This window comes from Mesorhizobium sp. M7A.F.Ca.MR.245.00.0.0, assembly GCF_003997415.1.
Lineage (GTDB): Bacteria > Pseudomonadota > Alphaproteobacteria > Rhizobiales > Rhizobiaceae > Mesorhizobium.
This window is the reverse complement of record NZ_RZTE01000009.1, coordinates 103,129-121,847: the sequence shown is the minus strand read 5'-3', so window position 1 is coordinate 121,847 and position 18,719 is coordinate 103,129. Positions and strand designations below refer to the sequence as shown.

The 18,719-nt window shown below is 63.9% G+C and carries 22 protein-coding genes; 19 read left to right on the top strand and 3 right to left on the bottom strand.

Annotated elements, in window-relative coordinates:
- The first annotated feature begins 182 nt into the window (after nucleotides 1-182).
- A complete protein-coding gene (locus EOB80_RS12835) occupies nucleotides 183-1,112 on the top strand; it encodes a DUF2493 domain-containing protein (protein WP_127327978.1) in 930 nt (309 codons plus the stop codon).
- Nucleotides 1,113-1,441: 329 nt separating this feature from the next.
- Nucleotides 1,442-1,609 carry a hypothetical protein gene (locus tag EOB80_RS34510; RefSeq protein ID WP_164762600.1) on the top strand — a complete coding sequence of 56 codons (168 nt, stop codon included), beginning with the start codon at nucleotides 1,442-1,444 and terminating at the stop codon, nucleotides 1,607-1,609.
- A 133-nt stretch (nucleotides 1,610-1,742) separates the two neighbouring features.
- Here the strand turns inward: EOB80_RS34510 and EOB80_RS12830 are convergent, their stop codons facing one another.
- Nucleotides 1,743-2,183, bottom strand: coding sequence for an Lrp/AsnC family transcriptional regulator (locus EOB80_RS12830; protein WP_127327909.1), 441 nt, complete (start codon nucleotides 2,181-2,183; stop codon nucleotides 1,743-1,745).
- Nucleotides 2,184-2,312: 129 nt separating this feature from the next.
- On the opposite strand from EOB80_RS12830, the gene rocF reads away from it, so the two are divergent.
- The 16 genes from rocF (at nucleotide 2,313) to EOB80_RS12750 (ending at nucleotide 15,414) form a co-directional block, all read left to right on the top strand.
- Nucleotides 2,313-3,248 (top strand): arginase, encoded by a 936-nt coding sequence (rocF, locus tag EOB80_RS12825; RefSeq protein WP_127327908.1) that lies wholly within the window; start codon nucleotides 2,313-2,315, stop codon nucleotides 3,246-3,248.
- A complete protein-coding gene (locus EOB80_RS12820; RefSeq protein WP_127327906.1) occupies nucleotides 3,245-4,303 on the top strand; it encodes an ornithine cyclodeaminase in 1,059 nt (352 codons plus the stop codon). The genes rocF and EOB80_RS12820 overlap by 4 nt, the downstream gene beginning before the upstream one ends.
- A gap of 629 nt (nucleotides 4,304-4,932) precedes the next feature.
- On the top strand, nucleotides 4,933-5,259 hold the full coding sequence (locus tag EOB80_RS12815; protein ID WP_127327904.1) for a DUF736 domain-containing protein: 327 nt from the start codon (nucleotides 4,933-4,935) through the stop codon (nucleotides 5,257-5,259).
- A gap of 177 nt (nucleotides 5,260-5,436) precedes the next feature.
- The gene (locus EOB80_RS12810) at nucleotides 5,437-5,697 is read left to right on the top strand and encodes a DUF2285 domain-containing protein (protein WP_127327903.1); all 261 of its coding nucleotides are present in this window, start codon (nucleotides 5,437-5,439) and stop codon (nucleotides 5,695-5,697) included.
- A gap of 131 nt (nucleotides 5,698-5,828) precedes the next feature.
- Nucleotides 5,829-6,077 (top strand): DUF6499 domain-containing protein, encoded by a 249-nt coding sequence (locus EOB80_RS12805; RefSeq protein WP_127327901.1) that lies wholly within the window; start codon nucleotides 5,829-5,831, stop codon nucleotides 6,075-6,077.
- Complete coding sequence (locus EOB80_RS12800) at nucleotides 6,049-6,594, top strand: DUF2285 domain-containing protein (RefSeq protein ID WP_245466348.1); 546 nt, start codon at nucleotides 6,049-6,051, stop codon at nucleotides 6,592-6,594. Before EOB80_RS12805 ends, EOB80_RS12800 begins: the two co-directional genes overlap by 29 nt.
- A 141-nt stretch (nucleotides 6,595-6,735) precedes the next feature.
- Entirely contained in the window at nucleotides 6,736-7,017 is a 282-nt protein-coding gene (locus EOB80_RS12795) for a helix-turn-helix domain-containing protein (RefSeq protein ID WP_127327897.1), read from the top strand.
- A gap of 18 nt (nucleotides 7,018-7,035) precedes the next feature.
- On the top strand, nucleotides 7,036-8,196 hold the full coding sequence (locus EOB80_RS12790) for a replication initiator protein A (RefSeq protein ID WP_127327896.1): 1,161 nt from the start codon (nucleotides 7,036-7,038) through the stop codon (nucleotides 8,194-8,196).
- A 381-nt stretch (nucleotides 8,197-8,577) separates the two neighbouring features.
- Entirely contained in the window at nucleotides 8,578-8,709 is a 132-nt protein-coding gene (locus EOB80_RS35860; protein WP_281057992.1) for a hypothetical protein, read from the top strand.
- Nucleotides 8,706-9,227 carry a DUF2840 domain-containing protein gene (locus EOB80_RS12780; RefSeq protein WP_127327894.1) on the top strand — a complete coding sequence of 174 codons (522 nt, stop codon included), beginning with the start codon at nucleotides 8,706-8,708 and terminating at the stop codon, nucleotides 9,225-9,227. The genes EOB80_RS35860 and EOB80_RS12780 overlap by 4 nt, the downstream gene beginning before the upstream one ends.
- The gene (locus EOB80_RS12775; protein WP_127327893.1) at nucleotides 9,224-9,769 is read left to right on the top strand and encodes a S26 family signal peptidase; all 546 of its coding nucleotides are present in this window, start codon (nucleotides 9,224-9,226) and stop codon (nucleotides 9,767-9,769) included. Before EOB80_RS12780 ends, EOB80_RS12775 begins: the two co-directional genes overlap by 4 nt.
- 67 nt (nucleotides 9,770-9,836) lie before the next feature.
- The gene (locus tag EOB80_RS12770; RefSeq protein WP_127327891.1) at nucleotides 9,837-10,172 is read left to right on the top strand and encodes a DUF736 domain-containing protein; all 336 of its coding nucleotides are present in this window, start codon (nucleotides 9,837-9,839) and stop codon (nucleotides 10,170-10,172) included.
- A gap of 3 nt (nucleotides 10,173-10,175) precedes the next feature.
- The gene (locus EOB80_RS12765) at nucleotides 10,176-10,949 is read left to right on the top strand and encodes a lytic transglycosylase domain-containing protein (RefSeq protein ID WP_127327890.1); all 774 of its coding nucleotides are present in this window, start codon (nucleotides 10,176-10,178) and stop codon (nucleotides 10,947-10,949) included.
- Between the two features lie 244 nt (nucleotides 10,950-11,193).
- Nucleotides 11,194-12,933, top strand: a complete 1,740-nt coding sequence (locus EOB80_RS12760; protein WP_127327888.1) for a VirD2 family relaxase/mobilization nuclease — start codon at nucleotides 11,194-11,196, stop codon at nucleotides 12,931-12,933.
- Nucleotides 12,934-12,959: 26 nt separating this feature from the next.
- Nucleotides 12,960-14,951: a conjugal transfer protein TraG gene (locus EOB80_RS12755; RefSeq protein WP_127327887.1), complete on the top strand. Its 1,992-nt coding sequence runs from the start codon at nucleotides 12,960-12,962 to the stop codon at nucleotides 14,949-14,951.
- Nucleotides 14,952-14,958: 7 nt separating this feature from the next.
- Entirely contained in the window at nucleotides 14,959-15,414 is a 456-nt protein-coding gene (locus tag EOB80_RS12750) for a CopG family transcriptional regulator (protein ID WP_127327885.1), read from the top strand.
- Nucleotides 15,415-15,473: 59 nt separating this feature from the next.
- Here the strand turns inward: EOB80_RS12750 and EOB80_RS12745 are convergent, their stop codons facing one another.
- Nucleotides 15,474-16,706 carry a HipA domain-containing protein gene (locus tag EOB80_RS12745; RefSeq protein WP_127327884.1) on the bottom strand — a complete coding sequence of 411 codons (1,233 nt, stop codon included), beginning with the start codon at nucleotides 16,704-16,706 and terminating at the stop codon, nucleotides 15,474-15,476.
- Nucleotides 16,699-17,283, bottom strand: a complete 585-nt coding sequence (locus EOB80_RS12740) for a helix-turn-helix transcriptional regulator (RefSeq protein ID WP_127327882.1) — start codon at nucleotides 17,281-17,283, stop codon at nucleotides 16,699-16,701. The genes EOB80_RS12745 and EOB80_RS12740 overlap by 8 nt, the downstream gene beginning before the upstream one ends.
- A gap of 398 nt (nucleotides 17,284-17,681) precedes the next feature.
- Between EOB80_RS12740 and trbB the strand changes: the two genes are divergently transcribed.
- Entirely contained in the window at nucleotides 17,682-18,698 is a 1,017-nt protein-coding gene (gene trbB, locus EOB80_RS12735; RefSeq protein ID WP_127327880.1) for a P-type conjugative transfer ATPase TrbB, read from the top strand.
- Nucleotides 18,699-18,719 lie beyond the last annotated feature (21 nt).

Sequence of the window (18,719 nt, the reverse complement as noted above, 5' to 3'; positions counted from 1 at the left end):
GGCAGGCCGCGCGGGGACCCCGGCCTCAGGCCTTCCATCGCGAAACAAAATAGCCGGTCTCGCCATCCTCCACTGGCGTTTCGGCCCTGCGCTGGCGCTGCGGGTGCAAGTCCGGACCGCCCGCTGCCTTCGTCGCCATGAAGGCCGCGATGGGCGCGGCCGATCCGCCGAAGGAAACAATCATGGGCGACCCGGACGATACCCACTTCGAACCGCAACCCGCATCATCTCCGACCGACCACGTCCTCCAGGAACTCCAGCTCTACGGCTACCGTCGTTTCGAAGACGAACCCGATCCGCGTCCGCTTCCCGAGGCCCAGGTCATCGCAGCCAGCGCCGCCGACATCTTCGATGCCCTCGTCGTGGCGATGGCCGACACGCGCCTCGAACCCGATCTTGAGGAGTTGCTTTGGGGTACGGTCAACCTCTTCCATCGCGCATGCAGCCGAATCGAGCGCGAACTCGACGAAAACGAGGTCTCGCAGCAGCGCCTGCAGCGCGAACAGGACGGGTCAGAGGTCAAGTCCGTTGAACTCGAACGGCTCACCGCCCAAGGTCAGACGCTGCTCGAACGCCGCGGTGCCTTCGAACTGATGCGCGATCAGGCCGCCGAGCACTTCGAGCGTCACACGCATTCGATCTGGCGACCGCGTTCAGGCTCGGTCGTCAACCATCGCAATCTCACCGCGGCAATGATTGACAGCCGCGATTTCCTTGCCGCCAGGAAGTACGCCGATAGCCACGCACTTCTTCCTGCCGGGCCAAAGGTCGCGTTCACCGGCGGGCTCGACTTCAATGACCATCGCCTGATCTGGGCCAAGCTTGACCAGGTCCATGCCAAGCACCCGGACATGGTTCTTCTTCATGGTGGTTCACCGAAGGGAGCCGAGTTGATCGCGGCAAAATGGGCTCACCATCGCAAGGTGCCGCAGATTGCCTTCAAGCCCGACTGGACCAGGCACGCCAAGGCCGCTCCCTTCAAGCGCAACGATGCAATGCTCGAGGCACTGCCGATCGGCGTCATTCACTTTCCTGGCACGGGCATTCAGGACAACCTCGCCGACAAGGCCCGCCAGCTTGGCATCCCGGTCATGAAATTCGGCGCCGCATGACGGCCAATGCCATGCTCGTCGGCGGATGTTCGTCCCAAGCGGCGTCTGACCCAGCGACTCCTGGCGGGTTTGCGATGAAGGCGCAGGCAGGGTGTCAAGCTCGAGGATTCATCGGCTTCTGAAATCGGAAGCACCACCCATCACTGCGTTATCGGCGCAATCCCTTGATCCGGTCCGAGGCCCTGTTGCCATCAACCCATGAAGGGTCGGACAACGCGAAGCGTGCCGCCGTTTCGGCTTCGCCTCAACGGTGATTGCGGCCCTCGGCCGGACACATCGGGCGCCTGTCACGCGGGGATGGTCCCCGCTTCCAAACAGGAGCCGGAAAGATGTCCCTCGCAGAAGCAAACGCTTTCGCCTTCAGCCTCGCCACCAGCATGATGGTCAGCATTGTCATTTTCCGAGCCGGGGACGGAACGGTCGCAGTCGTACCGGCAGATGAGTATGACGGAGACGCTTGCGATATCGTCGCGGAAATGGACCCCTACGCCGAATGAACTGACGCCGGATTTGTCGGCGACCAGCGAGGCGCGTCGAGCTCGGGCGCGCCTCGTACTGATTGTGCTGTGGCGACTGCACCGACGCTCAAGGGTATGGCGTCGCGAGACTGAGCCGGAAATCCCGAACGCGCTATGTCAGTCGTGCCCGGGTCGTGCGCGGCGTCGCCAGGAGAAGGCTGGTTTCGCTGCCGGTTATGCCAGCTATGAGGCGTATCCGGCGCAGCACCGCGTCAAAATCGGTGAGCGAGGCCGTACCGAGTTCGACCACCAGGTCCCAGCGGCCATTGGTGGTGTGAATGGTCGAGACCTCGGCCAGACCGCCGAGCGCCCGGACCACGCGGTCGGCGGCATGGCCTTCGATCTCGATCATCATCACGCCGCGTATTCTCTGGTCGACGGCGTCGGCGCGCAGCACCACGGTGTAACCGATGATCTCGCCGGATTTTTCCAGCTTCTCCATGCGCGCCCTGACCGTCGCGCGCGACACGCCGAGATCGACCGCGAGATCTGAGATGCTGCGCCGGGCGTCGTGCCTGAGCAGCGTGACCAGCCTTTCATCGAGAGCATCCATGATTGTTCCATTTCGATCAAAGTGATTGCTCAATATGGTAGAGTAGTCTTCTCGAAATGCCAATTTTCCCTGTTCAAACCGCCGGAGCATGGTGATTCATTCCTTCGATCAATCGTAAGGGCAAAAGAAATGCGCTGCAGGATCGTTGGCGCGCCGGTGCAGGACGGCGCGGGCAGGATGGGATGCGAGATGGGGCCGAGCGCGCTGCGCACGGCAGGGCTTGTCTCGGTGCTGTCGGAACTCGGCCATGAGGTCGAGGACTGGGGCGCGGTGCAACCGGCTGCGGCGCGCGCTATCGTCCACGGCAATCTTGCGCTGAAGGCGCTGCCGGAAATTTCCGCCTGGACGGCGGCGATCGCCGAGACCGCCTATGCGGCTTCGAAAGACGCCATGCCGATCTTCCTGGGCGGCGACCACGCAATATCGGCCGGCACGGTGTCGGGCATAGCGCGCCGGGCCGCCGAGCGCGGCCGGCCGCTCTTCGTGCTGTGGCTCGACGCCCATCCCGATTTCCACTCGCTCGACACAACCGTCAGCGGCAATCTGCACGGCGTGCCGCTTGCCTATGCCAGCGGTCGGCCGGGTTTCAACGGCTATTTCCCGGACCTGCCCGTCGCCGTCGATCCGGCCCGCATCTGCGTGATGGGCTTGCGCAGCGTAGATCCGGCCGAGCGCCGGGCGCTGAACGAAGCCGGCGTGACCGTGCATGACATGCGCACCATCGACGAGCACGGCATCGCGCCCTTGCTGCGCGCCTTCCTCGCCCTTGTCGAAGAGGCCACCGGCCTGCTGCATGTCAGCCTCGACGTCGATTTCCTCGACCCCTCGATCGCACCAGCCGTCGGCACCACCGTGCCCGGCGGCGCAACCTTCCGCGAGGCGCACCTGGTGATGGAGATGCTGTCCGACAGCGGGCTGGTCTCCAGCCTCGACCTGGTCGAGCTCAACCCGTTCCTCGACGAGCGCGGCCGCACCGCCACGCTGATGGTCGACCTCGCCGCCAGCCTGATGGGCCGGCGCATAATGGACCGCCCCACCCGCAGCGATTCCGGAAGCATTGCATGACCCAGCCATCACGCCTTGCCATCGTTCCCTTCGTCAGCGTCGACCGCATGATGAAGCTGGTGCTGACCATCGGCGTCGAGCGGTTCCTGACCGAACTCGCCGCCTATATCGAGGAGGATTTCCGTCGCTGGGAACTGTTCGACAAGACGCCGCGCATCGCCTCGCACAGCCATGACGGCGTCATCGAGCTGATGCCGACCAGCGACGGCCGCCTCTACGGCTTCAAATACGTCAACGGCCACCCGAAGAACATGCGCGAGGGCCGCCAGACCGTCACCGCTTTCGGCGTGCTCGCCGATGTCGGCTCCGGCTATCCGATGCTGCTCACCGAAATGACGATCCTGACGGCGCTGCGCACCGCGGCCACCTCCGCTGTCGCCGCCAAATACCTGGCGCCCAAGGATTCGCGCTCCATGGCCATTATCGGCAATGGCGCCCAGTCCGAATTCCAGGCCGTCGCCTTCAAGGCGCTGCTCGGCGTCGACCGGCTGCGGCTCTACGACATCGATCGGTCAGCTTCCGAGAAATGCGCCCGCAACCTCGCCGGCAAGGGTTTTGACATCACCATCTGCACGACGGGCCAGGATGCTGTCGAAGGCGTTGACATCATCACCACGGTGACCGCCGACAAGCAGTGCGCCACCATCCTGACCGACAACATGGTCGGCTCCGGCGTGCACATCAACGCGGTCGGCGGCGACTGCCCCGGGAAAACCGAGCTGCACCGCGACATCCTGCTGCGCTCCGATATCTTCGTCGAATTTCCACCGCAGACGCGCATCGAGGGCGAGATCCAGCAGCTCGACGCCGACCATCCGGTGACCGAACTGTGGCAGGTGATGACCGGCCAGGCAGAGGGCCGCAGGACTGCGGAGCAGATCACGCTGTTCGATTCCGTCGGCTTCGCGACGGAAGATTTCTCCGCACTCCGCTATGTTCGCGACCAGCTCCAGGCCACCGGCCTCTATGAGGAGCTCGACCTGCTCGCCGATCCCGACGAGCCGCGCGACCTCTTCGGCATGCTGATCAGGGCAGCACTGCAGCCGGCCGCCTGAGGAAAGGCAGCGTCCTTTAAATGAGAAGGCGCTTAAGCGTGGTCCCATGGCGTCTTTCCAACTCGAGGACACCGCCAGACAGGACACCGATAACCCACGCCATCATCGCCAAGGCGGCAAGGTCGAGCGGTGGTGCGCGATTGAGTTTGATATCAGAGCTCCGGCTTGATTGGAGGCTTGCCTGCCGCCAAGGTCAGCGGAGCACACCTGAAGTCAATCAAACGCATGGCACGTCAATCCATCGCGAGTTCGGGAATGCGACAGTGCGTGCCAGGAGCTGAGCAGGATTTCGTTCGATTGTGAAACATCGTCGGACAAGAAGGGCTGCGGGTTGCCGCGTTCTCCTTCATCCATTCCTGTCGTGACGAGCACACCGAAGCGGTCTCATCGATGGGTGTTTCTGGTCTGAAGGTCGGCTTCGCCTCGATCGCCTGTGACGCAACGGCGCTTCGCGACTTTCTTCCCCTGCCGGCTGCGCCGTCGTTCCTAGCGGCACAACAAAGTCGCTCCAGCGCCATCCTCCGCTTCGCTTCGGCCCATGGGTGCGCCCTCGATCGCCTCCGACCTCTCGACCACCATCGAGACCGCAATGGTGCGGCTCGAAACAATCAGGATCAAGGAGAACTATCATGGCTACCATCGGCACCTTCAAGAAGTCCGGCAACGAAGAATTCACCGGTGAAATCGTCACCCTCAGCGTCCAGGCTAAGAACGTGCGCATCGTCCCAGACACACGCGCCACTGGCGAAAACGCTCCCAGCCATCGGGTGCTGGTCGGCCGCGCCGAGATCGGCGCCGCCTGGTCCAAGCGCTCCAACGAGGGCCGCGACTATCTCGGTCTCAAGCTCGACGATCCGAGCTTCAACGCCCCGATCTACGCCAACCTCTTCGACGACGAGGAAGGAGAGGGCTTCTCGCTCATCTGGTCCCGCCCGAATGCGCGGCGGGGTGACTGAGGACCCGCGAAGGCCCCGGCCAGAAGGCCGGGGCCTTCTTTCGCGGCCGGCCGCTTCACCCACTCAAGCCGAAGCGATGCCGAAACCGCATCGCCTGATGCTGATCAGCCATCCTCCGTCAGTGCTGTTGTTTCTATAGGATGCAGGTTTTCACTCTGGTGAAGAGGAGGGCAAGCGATGATCGAGCCATTTGATGACACCGCGCCGACCGGTGAAGAACTCACCGAGTACGATCGGGAACACGTTAAACTTTATGCTCGCCTGTTGGACGCCGCCGACGACGGCGCCGACTGGCGCGAGGTGGTCGAAATTGTCTTCGGCATTGATCTGACGAGGGAGCCACAACGCGCCCGGCGCATCCATGACAGCCATCTGGCGCGAGCGCGCTGGATGGCGCGAGCTGGCTACCGTCATCTTTTGCGTCAACCCGGCAACTAGCCCCAGCCGCTGTCGTCCCGGGTGATGCCGAAGCGGCATCACCCGATGCCCGGCGAGGGTCTTCCGCCGATCGGTGCAACCCGGAATTGTTTTGAAGCGGGGGCTACGCGTTTCTTGCGAGGAGCTCTTCGATGAGGCCGGATACGTCACATTGGCGAGACAATGCCAGCTATGATTATTTCGATGCATTGCCCATCGAAGGGCTCGCCTGGGAGTGTCTGCGGCGTCACGAACCCTATCAACGGCACTATCAAGCACTTCTGACCGCAAGAGCCGAAAAAGCCCCCTTCCACCCTGAGGCACAGCGGCAGTGGGGGTTGCGATTTCCCAGCGACGCCGGATTTGTCCGCCTTGGCGCAAGACGTTTTCTGGTCGCCTGACGTCGATCCAGCTGTGGTTTCTCTCGTGCCGGCGCCGGAATTCCTGTCTTCCTTGCGATCGGCGCCGTTGACCGGCGTGGGCGCGAGCCGCGACAGCGTTGAAGGACGCCACACCGTCCATAATGCAGGTGTCGCCACTCAACTTCTCCTTCTGCCCGGTAGCGAGCCGCACGGCCCTTTGGCGGCGTTGATTCCCTTGGATGCAGAAACGTTGGGACGGATCGAAGCCCTTACCCGTTTCTGGCGTGCCTGGCAGGGGCGCCCAGCACCTTCGGACACGCGGATGACCCCGCAGCAACGCCGCCGCTTCCGGCTGATGATACAGGCCGCTGACGGCCGCTCGAATAGCGCGAGCTATCGCGACATTGCCGTGGCTCTTTACGGGTATAAGCGCGTCGCCGCTGATCCTTGGAAAACCTCCGCGCTGCGCGACGCGGTGATCGGTCTCGTCGAAGGCGCCACCGGCATGATTGGTGGCGGTTATTTGCAAATCCTGCGTCATCGCCGTCGATCCTAGCGGGTCTGCCTGCGCAAAGAGGGGTGGCGTTTTAGCCCCCCTCAACTTCCCCATCCCCGGCGAAGCCTACTCTCCGCCACCGTGGTCTCCGTTCCCCGCTGAACGCCAGCGGCCGTCCAAAACCCCACGGAGGCCCGATCCATGCGACCCGATATCACCGTCTTGCCGCCACGCTTCCTGCGCACCAAGGAAGCCGCGGATTTCCTCAGCCTGTCCGCCCGCACGCTCGAAAAGCACCGTACCTATGGCACTGGTCCTGGCTACCGAAAGCTCGGCGGCCGTGTCGTCTATGCCGTCGACGATCTTCAGGCCTGGGCCGAACGCGGCGCCGTCACCTCTACATCCGATCCGCGTGGCTCGGTCCTGCCGGCCAAGCGTCACACAACGACGCCGCCGGCGCATGGCGGACGATACGCACGCTGACCGCGCGCGGATTTCCAAATGGTGGCGCGAAACCAATCCCTTTCGGAGCGCGGACAGCTCGACCTTTTCCGGGCGCTGCCTGGCGACTTCGCCCCTCGAGACGCGCAGGATCTCATGGCCTATCCGTTCTTCTCCCTTTCCAAGACGCATCGCACCACCCCGATCGATTTTGCCGCCGGCAACGTCTCGATCCGGGTCGAAGCCGTACCCGATCATGGCATGGCGACCATCTGGGACGCCGACATCCTGATCTGGGCCGCGAGCCAGATCGTCGAGGCGCGCGACAACGGGCTTCGTACCTCGCGCCTGATGGCCGCCACGCCCCATGAGGTTCTCACCTTCGTTGGCCGCGGCAAGAGCCTGCGCGACTATCAACGCCTGAAGGCGGGGCTTGATCGGCTGCAGTCGACCACTGTCTCGACGACTATCCGTCAGCCCGCCGAAGGTCGGCGTCACCGCTTCTCATGGATCAATGAGTGGCAGGAGCGCATCGATCGTCATGGCAGACCCGCGGGGATTGAATTGATCGTCCCCGACTGGTTCTACCAGGCAGTCCTCGATGACGCGCTGGTGCTGACGATCGATCGCGCCTATTTCGACCTGACTGGCGGTCTCGAGCGCTGGCTCTATAGGCTGGTGCGCAAGCATGGTGGGCGCCAGCGCGACGGCTGGCGTTTCGACTTCCGTCACCTTCACCAGAAATCCGGCAGCCTGTCGCCCCACAAGCGCTTTGCCTTCGAGCTGCGCGACATCATCCGCCGCCAGCCGCTGCCCGGCTACACCCTTGCGCTGGAAGTGGAGATTGGCGGCCGGGCGGTGCTCGCCTTCGAGCGGATCGGCTCCTGTGGAAGGCCTGTGGACGGCCTCGTGCCATCAGGGACCGGAACTATCGTGCCATCGGGAACCGCGGGCTCGTGCTATCAGGAACCCAGACAGGCTCTAACCTGCAGAAAGCAAAACCGAAATCACGCGTCTAACTTAGACTCTAACCCAGATTCTAACCTTAAAGCGCGCGCGCGTGGTGTGCAAAAGCTCATCCGACGAGCCAGCGGCACACGCAGCATAGACACCGACAAGACCCCGAATACGCCATCGGTTTCTGATGGCAGCAACACGGCAACCAGCGTCTCCGAAGCCCCGAATCCGGCTCAACATCCGCCCTCCGGAGGCATCCGATGATCGCCATGCTCCTCAATCAGAAGAGCTGTTTCGGCAAGGCGACTTGGACGTTGCATCTCGTCGGCGAATTGGCCTGCAAGGGAAATCGGCTCGCCCTGCTCGCCGCCCTCGTGCTGCTCAAGTGCAACCTTCGCCTTTCATGGATCGGCGTTGGCCGAGCTTCTGGCTCGTCTCCGCGAGGCGCGCATCTGCCAGCCGGAGCGGCGTTTTTCGTCCTGGATGGCAATCGCACGGCAACGCGAAAGAGCGTCGCACCCATGCGCGAGATCGAGGATCGCGCCATGAGCGAGTGGTCCCGAAAGCACTGCCTTGCATCGCGGCCGTCAGGTCCGGATACGCTGATCAGGTCCGCCTCGGACGGTCAATCGGTCTGCCTTCGTCGTGCGCCCGACCACCGAGGTGATGCCGCAGTTGCGCGACAGCATCGCCGCTTTCCAGCGCGATGTCTTCATCGCCGACACGCTGCGCGAGCTGCTCGCGCGAATTCCCGCAACATCAGGAGAACTCTCATGACTGGCATCGCGGCTCCTCGCATGCGTGCCGCGTTCCCGGCCACGCACCACGCTCCCGACGATCTCGTTCATGTCGAACTGACGTGGATCGAGAAGAGACAAGAGAACTGGATACGGTTCGGTACCCACGCTCTGGAACAAATCGTTGATCGTCGCCGACGCATCTTGTCCTATCGCCCCGGCGCGGTTTTCGCGTTCGTTCGCTGGGCCGCGAACGACTTCGGAACGATCATCTCACGCATCGATATCGTGCGTGCTGTCGCACGTGGCGAAGCCTATCAGACACTGCCCTTCGTGCGCCCCGGCGGCGACATCCTTCTGAAGGTCGAGAGCTGGCCCAAGGTCGAACGCGTGCTGCAGGCGATCGACGCCATCCAGCGCCTCGACGTCGAGCCTGAGTTGGTGTCGCACGATCATTGGCGGCACATCCACAACCGGATAACCGCCGGGCACGCGCCGCGCAGCTACACACTCGATCAACACCGCGCCTTCCTGCTGCGCAAGAGGACCGAACCGTGACGCGCGCCGGGATATTTCTCGCTAGCGTTCTCGCAACCATGGGCGTCGGCTATCCCGGCCTCGCTTCGATGCCCACGAAGCTCATCTGGAATGCGTCAGCCAGCGCGCCGATCGGTTTCTACACCATCGAGTTCCACGGACCCTTCGAGGTCACCGATCTTGTGGCCGTCGATGCGCCCGAGCCACTCGCCGCGTTCCTCGCTAATCGCGGCTATCTGCCGGCGGGCGTGCCACTCTTGAAGCACATCCTTGGCGTTTCCGGGCAAATTGTCTGTCGCTCGAACCTCACCATCACCGTCGATGGCGTCAAGGCGGGGGTGGCGCTCGAACGTGATCGGGCCGGCCGTGACCTGCCGGTCTGGCAGGGCTGCCGCCGCATCTCGACGGGGGAAGTCTTCCTGATGAACTGGCAGGTCCGCGACAGCCTCGACGGACGTTACTTCGGCCTCATCTCCACCAGCCGGATCATCGGCCGCGCCGTCCCACTTTGGACGGACGAGGGCGGCAACGGCCGCTTCGAATGGCGCGCGCCAACGCGGTGAGCGCGCGACCGGCGGCGCGTCGTGCCGCCAGCCATCATCACCGCACCACTGATAACAGGAGCCTGACATGCAACAGATCGGGGAATTCACGCGCCAGAAGACTGGCTATAGCGGGCGCATCCACACGCTCAGCCTCAACCTGGATATCGCTATCGTAACGGCAGAGGCGAGCGAAACGGAGAATGCGCCTGACTACCGCGTTCACACCGGAAGCGAGGACGGCCCCGAGATCGGCGCCGGCTGGAAACGCTCCAGCGAAAAGGCCGGCGACTATGTCTCGATCCAGATCGACGACCCGACGTTCGCGCAGCCGATCCGCGCGAACCTCTTTCGCAATGGCGACGACAAGACGTCCTGGTCGCTGCACTGGGCGCGCCCGCGCGACCGCAGCGAGAAGGAGTGAACGATGCGCGCTCGCCGTCCGTCGACGAGCCATCGCGTTGCGCCCGGGCCGCTTCGCGCTGCCCGGCGCATGGCTCTGCTCCTCCTTTGCGGTCTGTCCGTCGGGACCGTCATGCCGGCGGCGACAGTGGCGCAGGACTTGGCCATCGCGCGATCGTCGCAACGCGACCCCTTTGGTGCGCACATCAGCGAAGCCTCGCAGCGCTTCGGCGTTCCGATCGCGTGGATACGCGCCGTCATGCGCAAGGAGAGTGCTGGCGATGCGCGCGCCGTCTCCAGCGCCGGCGCCCGCGGCTTGATGCAGATCATGCCCGGCACATGGGATGATCTGCGCGCCCGCTGGTCGCTTGGCCGCGATCCGTTCGATCCCTGCGATAACATCCTGGCAGGAACGGCGTATCTGCGCGAACTGCACGATCGCTACGGCTCGCCGGGGTTTCTGGCCGCCTACAACGCGGGTCCTGCGCGCTACGAAGCCTACCTCACTGGGCGTCCTTTACCGGCCGAGACCCGCGCCTATGTCGAGACGCTCGCCCCCCTTGTCGGTGGAAGCGAGGGTATGCGCCCTTTCGCAGTCACATCTGTCGAGGCCATTCCCTGGAAGCACGGCGCGCTCTTCGTAGGTCATCAGGATCGCATCCAAGCTGCCGCCTCCGCACCGGCCGAGCGACCGCCAAATGACGCGAGCTCTGCACCCACCGTGCGCGATGTCTCCGCCATCGTGCCGCTGTCCGAAGGCCTCTTCGTGGCGCGAGCGGGCAAAGGGATCCAGCCATGAGCGCGTATGGACGTTTTCGCGCAACCGCGAGTTCCAGCGCACCGTGGCGTGGATGGAGGCGGAAGGTGTGCAGAACAACCGGAAGATGGCGAGATAAAAGGCCGCGAGGTGCGGCGTCGGTCGGTTGTGTTGTTTCAATAGCTTATGCAGGACTTCCGCGAGGTGCTAGCAAGCGGCGCACCGCGTCAGAACATCGATTTTCCCGTGATTTCCGTGGCTTGGCACGATGTGCGGGATCTCTAAGATGACTGGCGAGGACGATCTTCGAATTCGCCCAGGCCGCATCCGCTCGCCCAGTGCCCAGCGCGCCAGGCCCTTCATTGCGCAGGCGCTTGCCGCCGCCCAGAAGGCCGGCGCCCGGATCTCTCGCACCGGCCGGATCAATTCGTGCAATCGCTCGACCTTCGGGCGTGGCCGCACGGCGAGCGTGCGTGCCAATCGCCTCCTCACCGGCCGCTCGCGCACCGTGATCATCAAGACACGGCTGGTGCGCCATCACGCGCGCGCAGCGCCGCTTGCTGCCCATCTCACCTATCTGCGCCGCGAAGGCGTTACCCGTGACGGGGAGAAGACAAGGCTGTTCGGGCCGGAAACCGATGCGATGGATGGCGGTGCTTTTGCCGCGCGTTGTGGCGATGATCGGCACCACTTCCGCTTTATCGTCTCACCCGAAGATGCCGTCGACATGGCCGACCTCAAAGCCTTCGCCCGCGACCTGATGGGCCAGATGGAAAAGGACCTCGGCACGAAGCTCGATTGGACCGGCGTCGATCACTGGAACACCGACAACCCGCACCTTCACATCATCTTGCGCGGCCAAACCGATGACGGCCAGGATCTCGTAATCTCACGCGATTACATCAAGGAGGGGATGCGCGCCCGCGCGGCCGATCTTGTCACCCATGAGCTGGGCCCCCGCACCGATCTCGACATCCGGCGCAATCTTGAGCGCCAGGTCGAAGCCGAAGGCTGGACCCAGCTTGACCGGCAGCTTGTTCGCGACGGCCGCGACACAGGCGTCATCGACCTTGCCGCCGCCGCGAACGCCCAGCCCGACGCGTATCACGTGCTGAAGGTCGGGCGGATGCGCAAGCTCGAAACCCTTGGCCTTGCCGAACAGGTCGGCCCTGGCCAGTGGATGATCGACGACAAGGCCGAGGCGACGCTGCGCGAGCTTGGCGAGCGCGGCGACATCATCAAGCGGATGCACCGCGCGCTGACAGAACAGGGTATCGAGCGCGGCACGGCGAACTATGTGCTGGCGGCGGAGCGCCTCGACACGCCGATCGTCGGCCGGCTGGTCGACCGCGGCCTCGATGATGAGCTGAAGGGCAGCGCCTACGCCGTGGTTGATGGCACCGACGGCCGCACACATCACATCAGGCTGTCCGATCTCGACGCCGCGGGCGACGGCGCTCCCGGTTCGATCGTCGAGTTGCGCAGGTTCCATGATGTGCAGGGGCATGGGCGCGCAGCACTCGCTGTCCGATCCGACCTCGATATTGAGCGGCAGGTTACCGCCGCCGGCGCGACCTGGCTTGACCGCCAGAATATCGCCCGCGAACCGATTGCGCTATCCGAAGGCGGCTTCGGCGCCGAGGTGCGGCTGGCCATGCAGCGCCGCGCCGACCATCTCGTCGAACAGGGCCTCGGCGAGCGGCATGGCCAACGCACAACCTTCACCCGCAACCTGATCGACACGCTGCGTCGCCGCGAGTTGGAGGCGCTCGGTGAAAAGCTCTCCGCCGAAACCGGTCAGCCTTTCAACCGCGCCCGCAGCGGCGAGTACGTCACCGGTTCCTACCGGCAACGATTCACGCTCGCCTCCGGCCGCTTCGCCATGATCGATGACGGCCTCGGGTTCCAACTGGTGCCCTGGACGCCGTCCCTGGAAAAGCACCTTGGCCGCCACGTCTCTGGCGTGGCTCGCGATGAAGGCGGCATCGACTGGAGCTTCGGCCGCAACCGTGGGCTCGGCATCTAACCTCATGTTGAAGAAAGGACGCTTCTATGTCCGCCACCAAGATTCTCTGGGGCCAGGTCTTCGCCGTCCTGGCGATCGTGCTGATCACGACCTGGGGCGCCACGGAATGGGTGGCCTGGCGCCTGGCATTCCAGCCCGAGCTCGGCAGGCCATTGTTCCATGTCCTGGGCTTTCCGATTTACCTTCCGCCGTCCTTCTTCTGGTGGTGGTATGGCTTTGATGCCTACGCGCCGTCGATCTTCGTGGAGGGTGCCTTTATTGCGGCTTCCGGTGGTTTCGCCTGCGTCGCCGTCGCCATAGGCATGTCGGTCTGGCGGGCTCGCGAGGCCAAGAAGGTCGAGACCTACGGCTCCGCCCGCTGGGCCGATAAGCAGGAGGTCAAGGCAACTGGCCTTCTCGGCTCCGATGGCGTGGTGCTTGGTCGATATGACGGCGCCTATCTGCGCCACGACGGACCGGAGCACGTGCTGTGCTTTGCGCCGACGCGTTCGGGCAAGGGTGTCGGCCTCGTCGTCCCGTCGCTGCTGACCTGGCCGAGCTCAGCCGTCGTGCATGACATCAAGGGCGAGAACTGGCAGCTCACCGCGGGCTTCCGCGCCAGGCATGGCCGGGTCCTGCTGTTCGATCCGACCAATCCGAAATCCTCCTCCTACAACCCGCTGCTCGAGGTGCGCCGCGGCGAATGGGAAGTCCGCGACGTGCAAAACATCGCCGACATCCTGGTCGATCCCGAAGGCTCCCTCGAGAGGCGAAACCATTGGGAGAAAACCAGCCATGCCCTTCTGGTCGGCGCGATCCTGCATGTTCTCTACGCCGAGCCGGACAAGACGCTTGCCGGCGTTGCCGGCTTCCTCTCCGATCCAAAGCGTCCGATCGAATGGACGCTGTCGGCGATGATGAAAACGGCGCATCTGGGTGAGGCCGGTGCGCACCCGGTCATCGCCAGCGCCGCGCGAGAGCTCTTGAACAAATCTGATAACGAGCGCTCCGGCGTGCTGTCCACCGCCATGTCTTTCCTTGGCCTCTACCGCGATCCTGTCGTGGCCGAGGTCACGCGCCGCTGCGATTGGCGCATCACGGATCTTGTCGACGACAAGCATCCAACGACGCTCTACCTCGTCGTTCCGCCGTCCGACATCAACCGGACCAAGCCGCTCATTCGCCTGATCCTCAATCAGATCGGCCGCCGCTTGACGGAAGATCTGCAGGTGAGGGCGCAAGGGCACCGGCTGCTGTTGATGCTCGACGAGTTCCCGGCGCTTGGCCGCCTCGACTTTTTCGAGTCGGCGCTCGCCTTCATGGCCGGCTACGGGCTGAAAAGTTTCCTGATCGCTCAATCCCTCAACCAGATCGAGAGGGCGTACGGCGCCAACAACTCAATCCTCGACAACTGTCATGTCCGGGTAAGCTTTGCCACCAACGATGAGCGCACCGCCAAACGCGTGTCCGATGCACTCGGAACAGCGACCGAGATGAGGGCTATGAAGAACTATGCCGGCCACCGGCTGTCGCCGTGGCTCGGCCATCTGATGGTCTCCCGTTCGGAGACGGCTCGCCCGCTGCTCACGCCGGGTGAAGTGATGCAATTGCCGGCCACCGACGAAATTGTCATGGTCTCGGGTGCGCCGCCGATCCGCGCCAAGAAGGCGCGCTATCATGAGGATGCTCGCTTCCGGGAGCGTATCCTGCCGCCGCCGGTGCTGACGGCGGAGGCGGAGGGGAAACCGGACGACTGGACGAAGCTGCCTCTGCCTTTCCGTCCCCAAATTGCCGAAGCGACGTCGATGCCGCCGGAGTCATCCGCCGGGAATGAGGATCCGACGGATTCCGAGCGTCGTCGGCAACCCGAGCTCAGCCGCGTCGAGCTGCTCGTGAAGTCTCCGCCCGAGAACGAGTTCGAGATCGATCACCTCGACGACGTAGATGACAATGTCGCCCGCAACCGTCGACTGACGCGCCTGATGCAAGGCATTGCGCGGCAGGCATCGCTCGACCCCGGTGACGGCGTGGACATGTGAGGCTCCGATGGCAAAGGTTCCGCGCAAACAACGTCTTTCGGTCTATCTCGACCCGAGGGTGATGAGCAGGCTGGCTGAGCATGCGGCGCGCCGTGATTTTTCACGGTCTCTCGTCGCCGAGGCGGCCATCGAATCGTTCCTTTCACCCGATGCCGCCGAGCGCCAGGAGGCGGCGATCACCAAGCGACTCGACCAGCTCGATCGCCGAATGACGCGCCATGAGCGCGATCTCGCAATTGCCGTTGAGACGCTCGCCGTTTTCGTCCGCTTCTGGCTGGCGACAACTCCGGCTTTGCCCGAGCCCGCGGCGCGGGCTGCTCACGCCAAGGCTGGCGAGCGCTACGATGCCTTCGTCACGGCGCTTGGCCGGCGCCTGGCGAAAGGACCGAAGCTGAGGCAAGAAATCAGCGAGGACATCGACGCCGGTTTCGACACACTCAGGACCGGCGTGCCGGGGCAATGATTAGACGGTCGGATCGCCGTCGCCGCAGATCGGCAGCTCGTCGGCGGCGCGGCCGGTGCTCAGGCCTCGGCGATCAGCGCAAGGTTTTGCAGGTGAGTGTCTATCGCGTCGGCGACGGCGCGCGCCGCCGGAAGCGTCTTCTTCGCCTCGGGCCACTCGTTGCGGAAGCGGGTGACGGTTTCGCGCGCCGTGTCGACGACCAGCTTCTCGGGCAGATGCGCCTTCGCCGCCAGGTAACGGAGCTCGTCGAGCGAGAGCTCGCGCATGCGCTTGGTGCGGGCATATTTGATGGCGGCGAACTCGTCCGGCATGTAGGCAATTGTCGATACGAAATCGTAGGCTGGAGCGAGCGCCGCTGTCCGCCGATCGGGATAGATCATCGACCAGTTCTTGAGGTGCATGTCGGCATTGCCGATCAGCGTGTTGAAGACGAGCCGGCGGATGAACTCGGAGGCGCCACTGTCTCCGGCCTCAATGCCAAGCACCGTCGCAATGTTGCGTGCGCTTGCCCGCTTGTATTTGTCGTCCGGCCACACGCCGAACACCTGGGCGAAATCCTCGATATGCACCGGACCGTCGCCGGTGCGGTCGAAGCGCCGGATGGCCAGTGCCTGGCCCTTCATGCTGCGCATGCCCTCGGGAAGGCCGTCGATCGCATCGACGTCGAGGAGTTGGACCTCTGGCACGTCCATGCCGAGCCTGGCCGCGAGACTCATCATCGAGAATTCATTCTCGGGGACGCCCTCATAGAGCTGTGAGGGCAGTTTGACGATCCAAGAACCGCCGACGCCGTCGGCGGGGATCGTAAGCCCGCCGCCCTTTCCGCTGTTCCTCACCGCCGAGAACTTCAACTGCACGCCGGCGAGTGAAAATCGCAGGGCATTGCTCCGACGCGCACGGCGTGCTTCTGCGTCGCCCTCGTCCCTCAGGTCTGGCCAGGCTTCTGCGTCCGCCGGCACGATGGTAAGCGCACCAGGAAGATCGCGGCCGAGAACCCAGAGCAGGAAGAATTCGCGCTTTTCGCTCACGCCCGCGCGCTCGGCAAGGTAGGCCCGCAGTGGCCCTTCCGGCAGGAGGTTCGCAAAGAACGGAGGAACCCTGACATTGAACGGTCGGAATTCGGTCAGGAGCTGCCCGTACTGGTCCTTGAACGACAGGCTAAGCGTGGGCCGCTCGGGATCGTCGATATAGGCCTTGTCGAAGGCAAACAGCGTACGATCGCCCGGAATGAGCGTGAGTGTTGCGATCTTCTCGCCATAGAGGCGAACGTCGAGGACGGAAACGTCAGGCATCCTCGCTCTCATCGTCGAGTTGGTATGCAGGGCGGGGCATGTCGGGGAGCGCGTGGGCGATCCTGTTGCGCAGTGCTCCAAGCTGCTTGGAGGCGCGCTCGACGGCAGCGTTCGCGCCCGCACCGACCGGCAGCTTCATCAGCTTTTCGGTGATGGCGCGCAACGTATCGAGATCGGTCTTGCCCAACCGAAAGTTTGCAAGCTCGCGCAGCGTTTGGTCGAGACGCTTGAATTCGCCAGCGTCGGGATGGTCGCGGTTCAGCCGTGCAAGGGCAGCCTGGGCGCGATTGAACACCACGGAGCGCTGGCGGTCTTCGCCGTCAAGCGTTGTGTAAGCATTGCTGACGACGGCTTCGACCGCTGCCAAGGCCTTGCGCGGAACCAGGACCAGTTCGTGGTCGAGCGCTCGTGCGAACTCAACCAAGCTCGAAAGCCTGAGGTCGGTCCCGCCATTTTCAATCTTTGAAATATGGCTTTGCGGAAGGCCAATGCGAGCGCTGAGGTCGCGCTGGCTCAACCCGCTTTGCTCGCGCGCGTTGCGGAGCGTCTGGAGAATTTCGTCCGTCGAATAGACCATTGATATGCCTCTACATATCGTTTTTCAAAATTTATATGCGTAAATATATCATTTGGCGAGGATTTTGCAAACGAGGATATGTAAAAACATATCGAAGTGCCACGGTGATATGTTATCATAGATAAGTTCTCCCCAGCCTGTCGAGCCTGGCAGGAGAGACTCTGGAGGGGGTCGCGTTGCCAACACGGCACCGACGTTGAGTCGATGCCGCGGCTCCACCGGGACCAAGTCTGGCGCGAATCCGCAATCCGGGCTGCCGGTCCGAACCGCCGACCGCCTGTATTTGCACGCTAGGCTACGACGCCTCGACAAAGTTGTTGAATCCACTCGAGATGCGGCTCTCTTAATCATCCCCGTTCTGGGGCGTTCATCTTGCCCCGGATCGAAACGGGGACAGCATGGCGACTTCGCAGCACAGTTCAGAAGGCCTCGCGCGCGGCGCACGCATGCTGCGCACAGCGCTCGGACCTGCGATCGCAAGTTATCTCGACGACCCAGGCATCGTCGAAGTGATGCTCAATCCCGATGGGCGTTTGTGGATCGACCGCTTGTTGCAGGGGCTCTCCGACACGGGAGAGCGCCTGTCGGCAGCTGATGGCGAGCGCATCGTTCGCCTTGTCGCTCATCATGTCGGTGCCGAGGTCCATGCCGGCGCGCCACGCGTCTCGGCCGAGCTGCCCGAGACGGGGGAGCGGTTCGAGGGGCTTCTTCCTCCCGTCGTCGCGGCGCCCGCCTTCGCGATCCGCAAGCCCGCGGTCGTGGTCTTTACCCTTGACGACTATGTCGCGGCCGGGACCATGTCGGCGCACCAGGCGGACGCGCTGCGCCAGGGAGTTGCCACCCGCGCCAACATTCTCGTTGCAGGCGGCACATCCACGGGCAAGACCACGCTGGTCAACGCGCTGTTGGCCGAAGTGGCTAAAACCGCCGATCGCGTGGTCATCATCGAGGATACGCGCGAGCTGCAATGCGCCGCGCCGAATCTCGTTGCGATGCGAACGAAGGACGGCGTCGCGTCGCTCTCCGATCTCGTTCGTTCGTCGCTGCGCCTGCGCCCCGACCGCATTCCGGTCGGCGAAGTGCGCGGAGCCGAGGCGCTCGAACTGCTCAAGGCCTGGGGCACCGGCCACCCCGGCGGGCTCGGCACGATCCACGCCGGCAGCGCCATTGGCGCGCTGCGACGGATGGAACAGCTTATCCAGGAAGCCGTCGTCACCGTCCCGCGCGCGCTGATCGCCGAGACGATCGACCTGGTTGCCATTCTTTCCGGCCGCGGCACCGCCCGCCGATTGTCCGAACTCATCCGGGTCGATGGCCTGCGCCCAGACGGCGATTACCGGATCGCGCCAGCGGTCCTCGAGGGCGGCGACAGCCCGACCTTGCTCATCCAAAGCCCCAAAGGAGAAAATCCGTGATCCAACGCCTGCGCCTCGCGC

Bases quoted from the DNA above. Each gene is read 5' to 3' on its own strand.
- EOB80_RS12760 (WP_127327888.1), top strand. From the start codon at position 11,194: ATGACTGGCGAGGACGATCTTCGAATTCGCCCAGGCCGCATCCGCTCG.
- EOB80_RS12805 (WP_127327901.1), top strand. From the start codon at position 5,829: ATGAGGCCGGATACGTCACATTGGCGAGACAATGCCAGCTATGATTAT.
- EOB80_RS12820 (WP_127327906.1), top strand. From the start codon at position 3,245: ATGACCCAGCCATCACGCCTTGCCATCGTTCCCTTCGTCAGCGTCGAC.
- EOB80_RS12815 (WP_127327904.1), top strand. From the start codon at position 4,933: ATGGCTACCATCGGCACCTTCAAGAAGTCCGGCAACGAAGAATTCACC.
- EOB80_RS12750 (WP_127327885.1), top strand. From the start codon at position 14,959: ATGGCAAAGGTTCCGCGCAAACAACGTCTTTCGGTCTATCTCGACCCG.
- EOB80_RS12745 (WP_127327884.1), bottom strand. From the start codon at position 16,706: ATGCCTGACGTTTCCGTCCTCGACGTTCGCCTCTATGGCGAGAAGATC.
- rocF (WP_127327908.1), top strand. From the start codon at position 2,313: ATGCGCTGCAGGATCGTTGGCGCGCCGGTGCAGGACGGCGCGGGCAGG.
- EOB80_RS12740 (WP_127327882.1), bottom strand. From the start codon at position 17,283: ATGGTCTATTCGACGGACGAAATTCTCCAGACGCTCCGCAACGCGCGC.
- EOB80_RS12755 (WP_127327887.1), top strand. From the start codon at position 12,960: ATGTCCGCCACCAAGATTCTCTGGGGCCAGGTCTTCGCCGTCCTGGCG.
- EOB80_RS12770 (WP_127327891.1), top strand. From the start codon at position 9,837: ATGCAACAGATCGGGGAATTCACGCGCCAGAAGACTGGCTATAGCGGG.
- EOB80_RS12830 (WP_127327909.1), bottom strand. From the start codon at position 2,183: ATGGATGCTCTCGATGAAAGGCTGGTCACGCTGCTCAGGCACGACGCC.
- EOB80_RS12765 (WP_127327890.1), top strand. From the start codon at position 10,176: ATGCGCGCTCGCCGTCCGTCGACGAGCCATCGCGTTGCGCCCGGGCCG.
- EOB80_RS12810 (WP_127327903.1), top strand. From the start codon at position 5,437: ATGATCGAGCCATTTGATGACACCGCGCCGACCGGTGAAGAACTCACC.
- trbB (WP_127327880.1), top strand. From the start codon at position 17,682: ATGGCGACTTCGCAGCACAGTTCAGAAGGCCTCGCGCGCGGCGCACGC.
- EOB80_RS34510 (WP_164762600.1), top strand. From the start codon at position 1,442: ATGTCCCTCGCAGAAGCAAACGCTTTCGCCTTCAGCCTCGCCACCAGC.
- EOB80_RS12835 (WP_127327978.1), top strand. From the start codon at position 183: ATGGGCGACCCGGACGATACCCACTTCGAACCGCAACCCGCATCATCT.
- EOB80_RS12790 (WP_127327896.1), top strand. From the start codon at position 7,036: ATGGTGGCGCGAAACCAATCCCTTTCGGAGCGCGGACAGCTCGACCTT.
- EOB80_RS12780 (WP_127327894.1), top strand. From the start codon at position 8,706: ATGACTGGCATCGCGGCTCCTCGCATGCGTGCCGCGTTCCCGGCCACG.
- EOB80_RS12795 (WP_127327897.1), top strand. From the start codon at position 6,736: ATGCGACCCGATATCACCGTCTTGCCGCCACGCTTCCTGCGCACCAAG.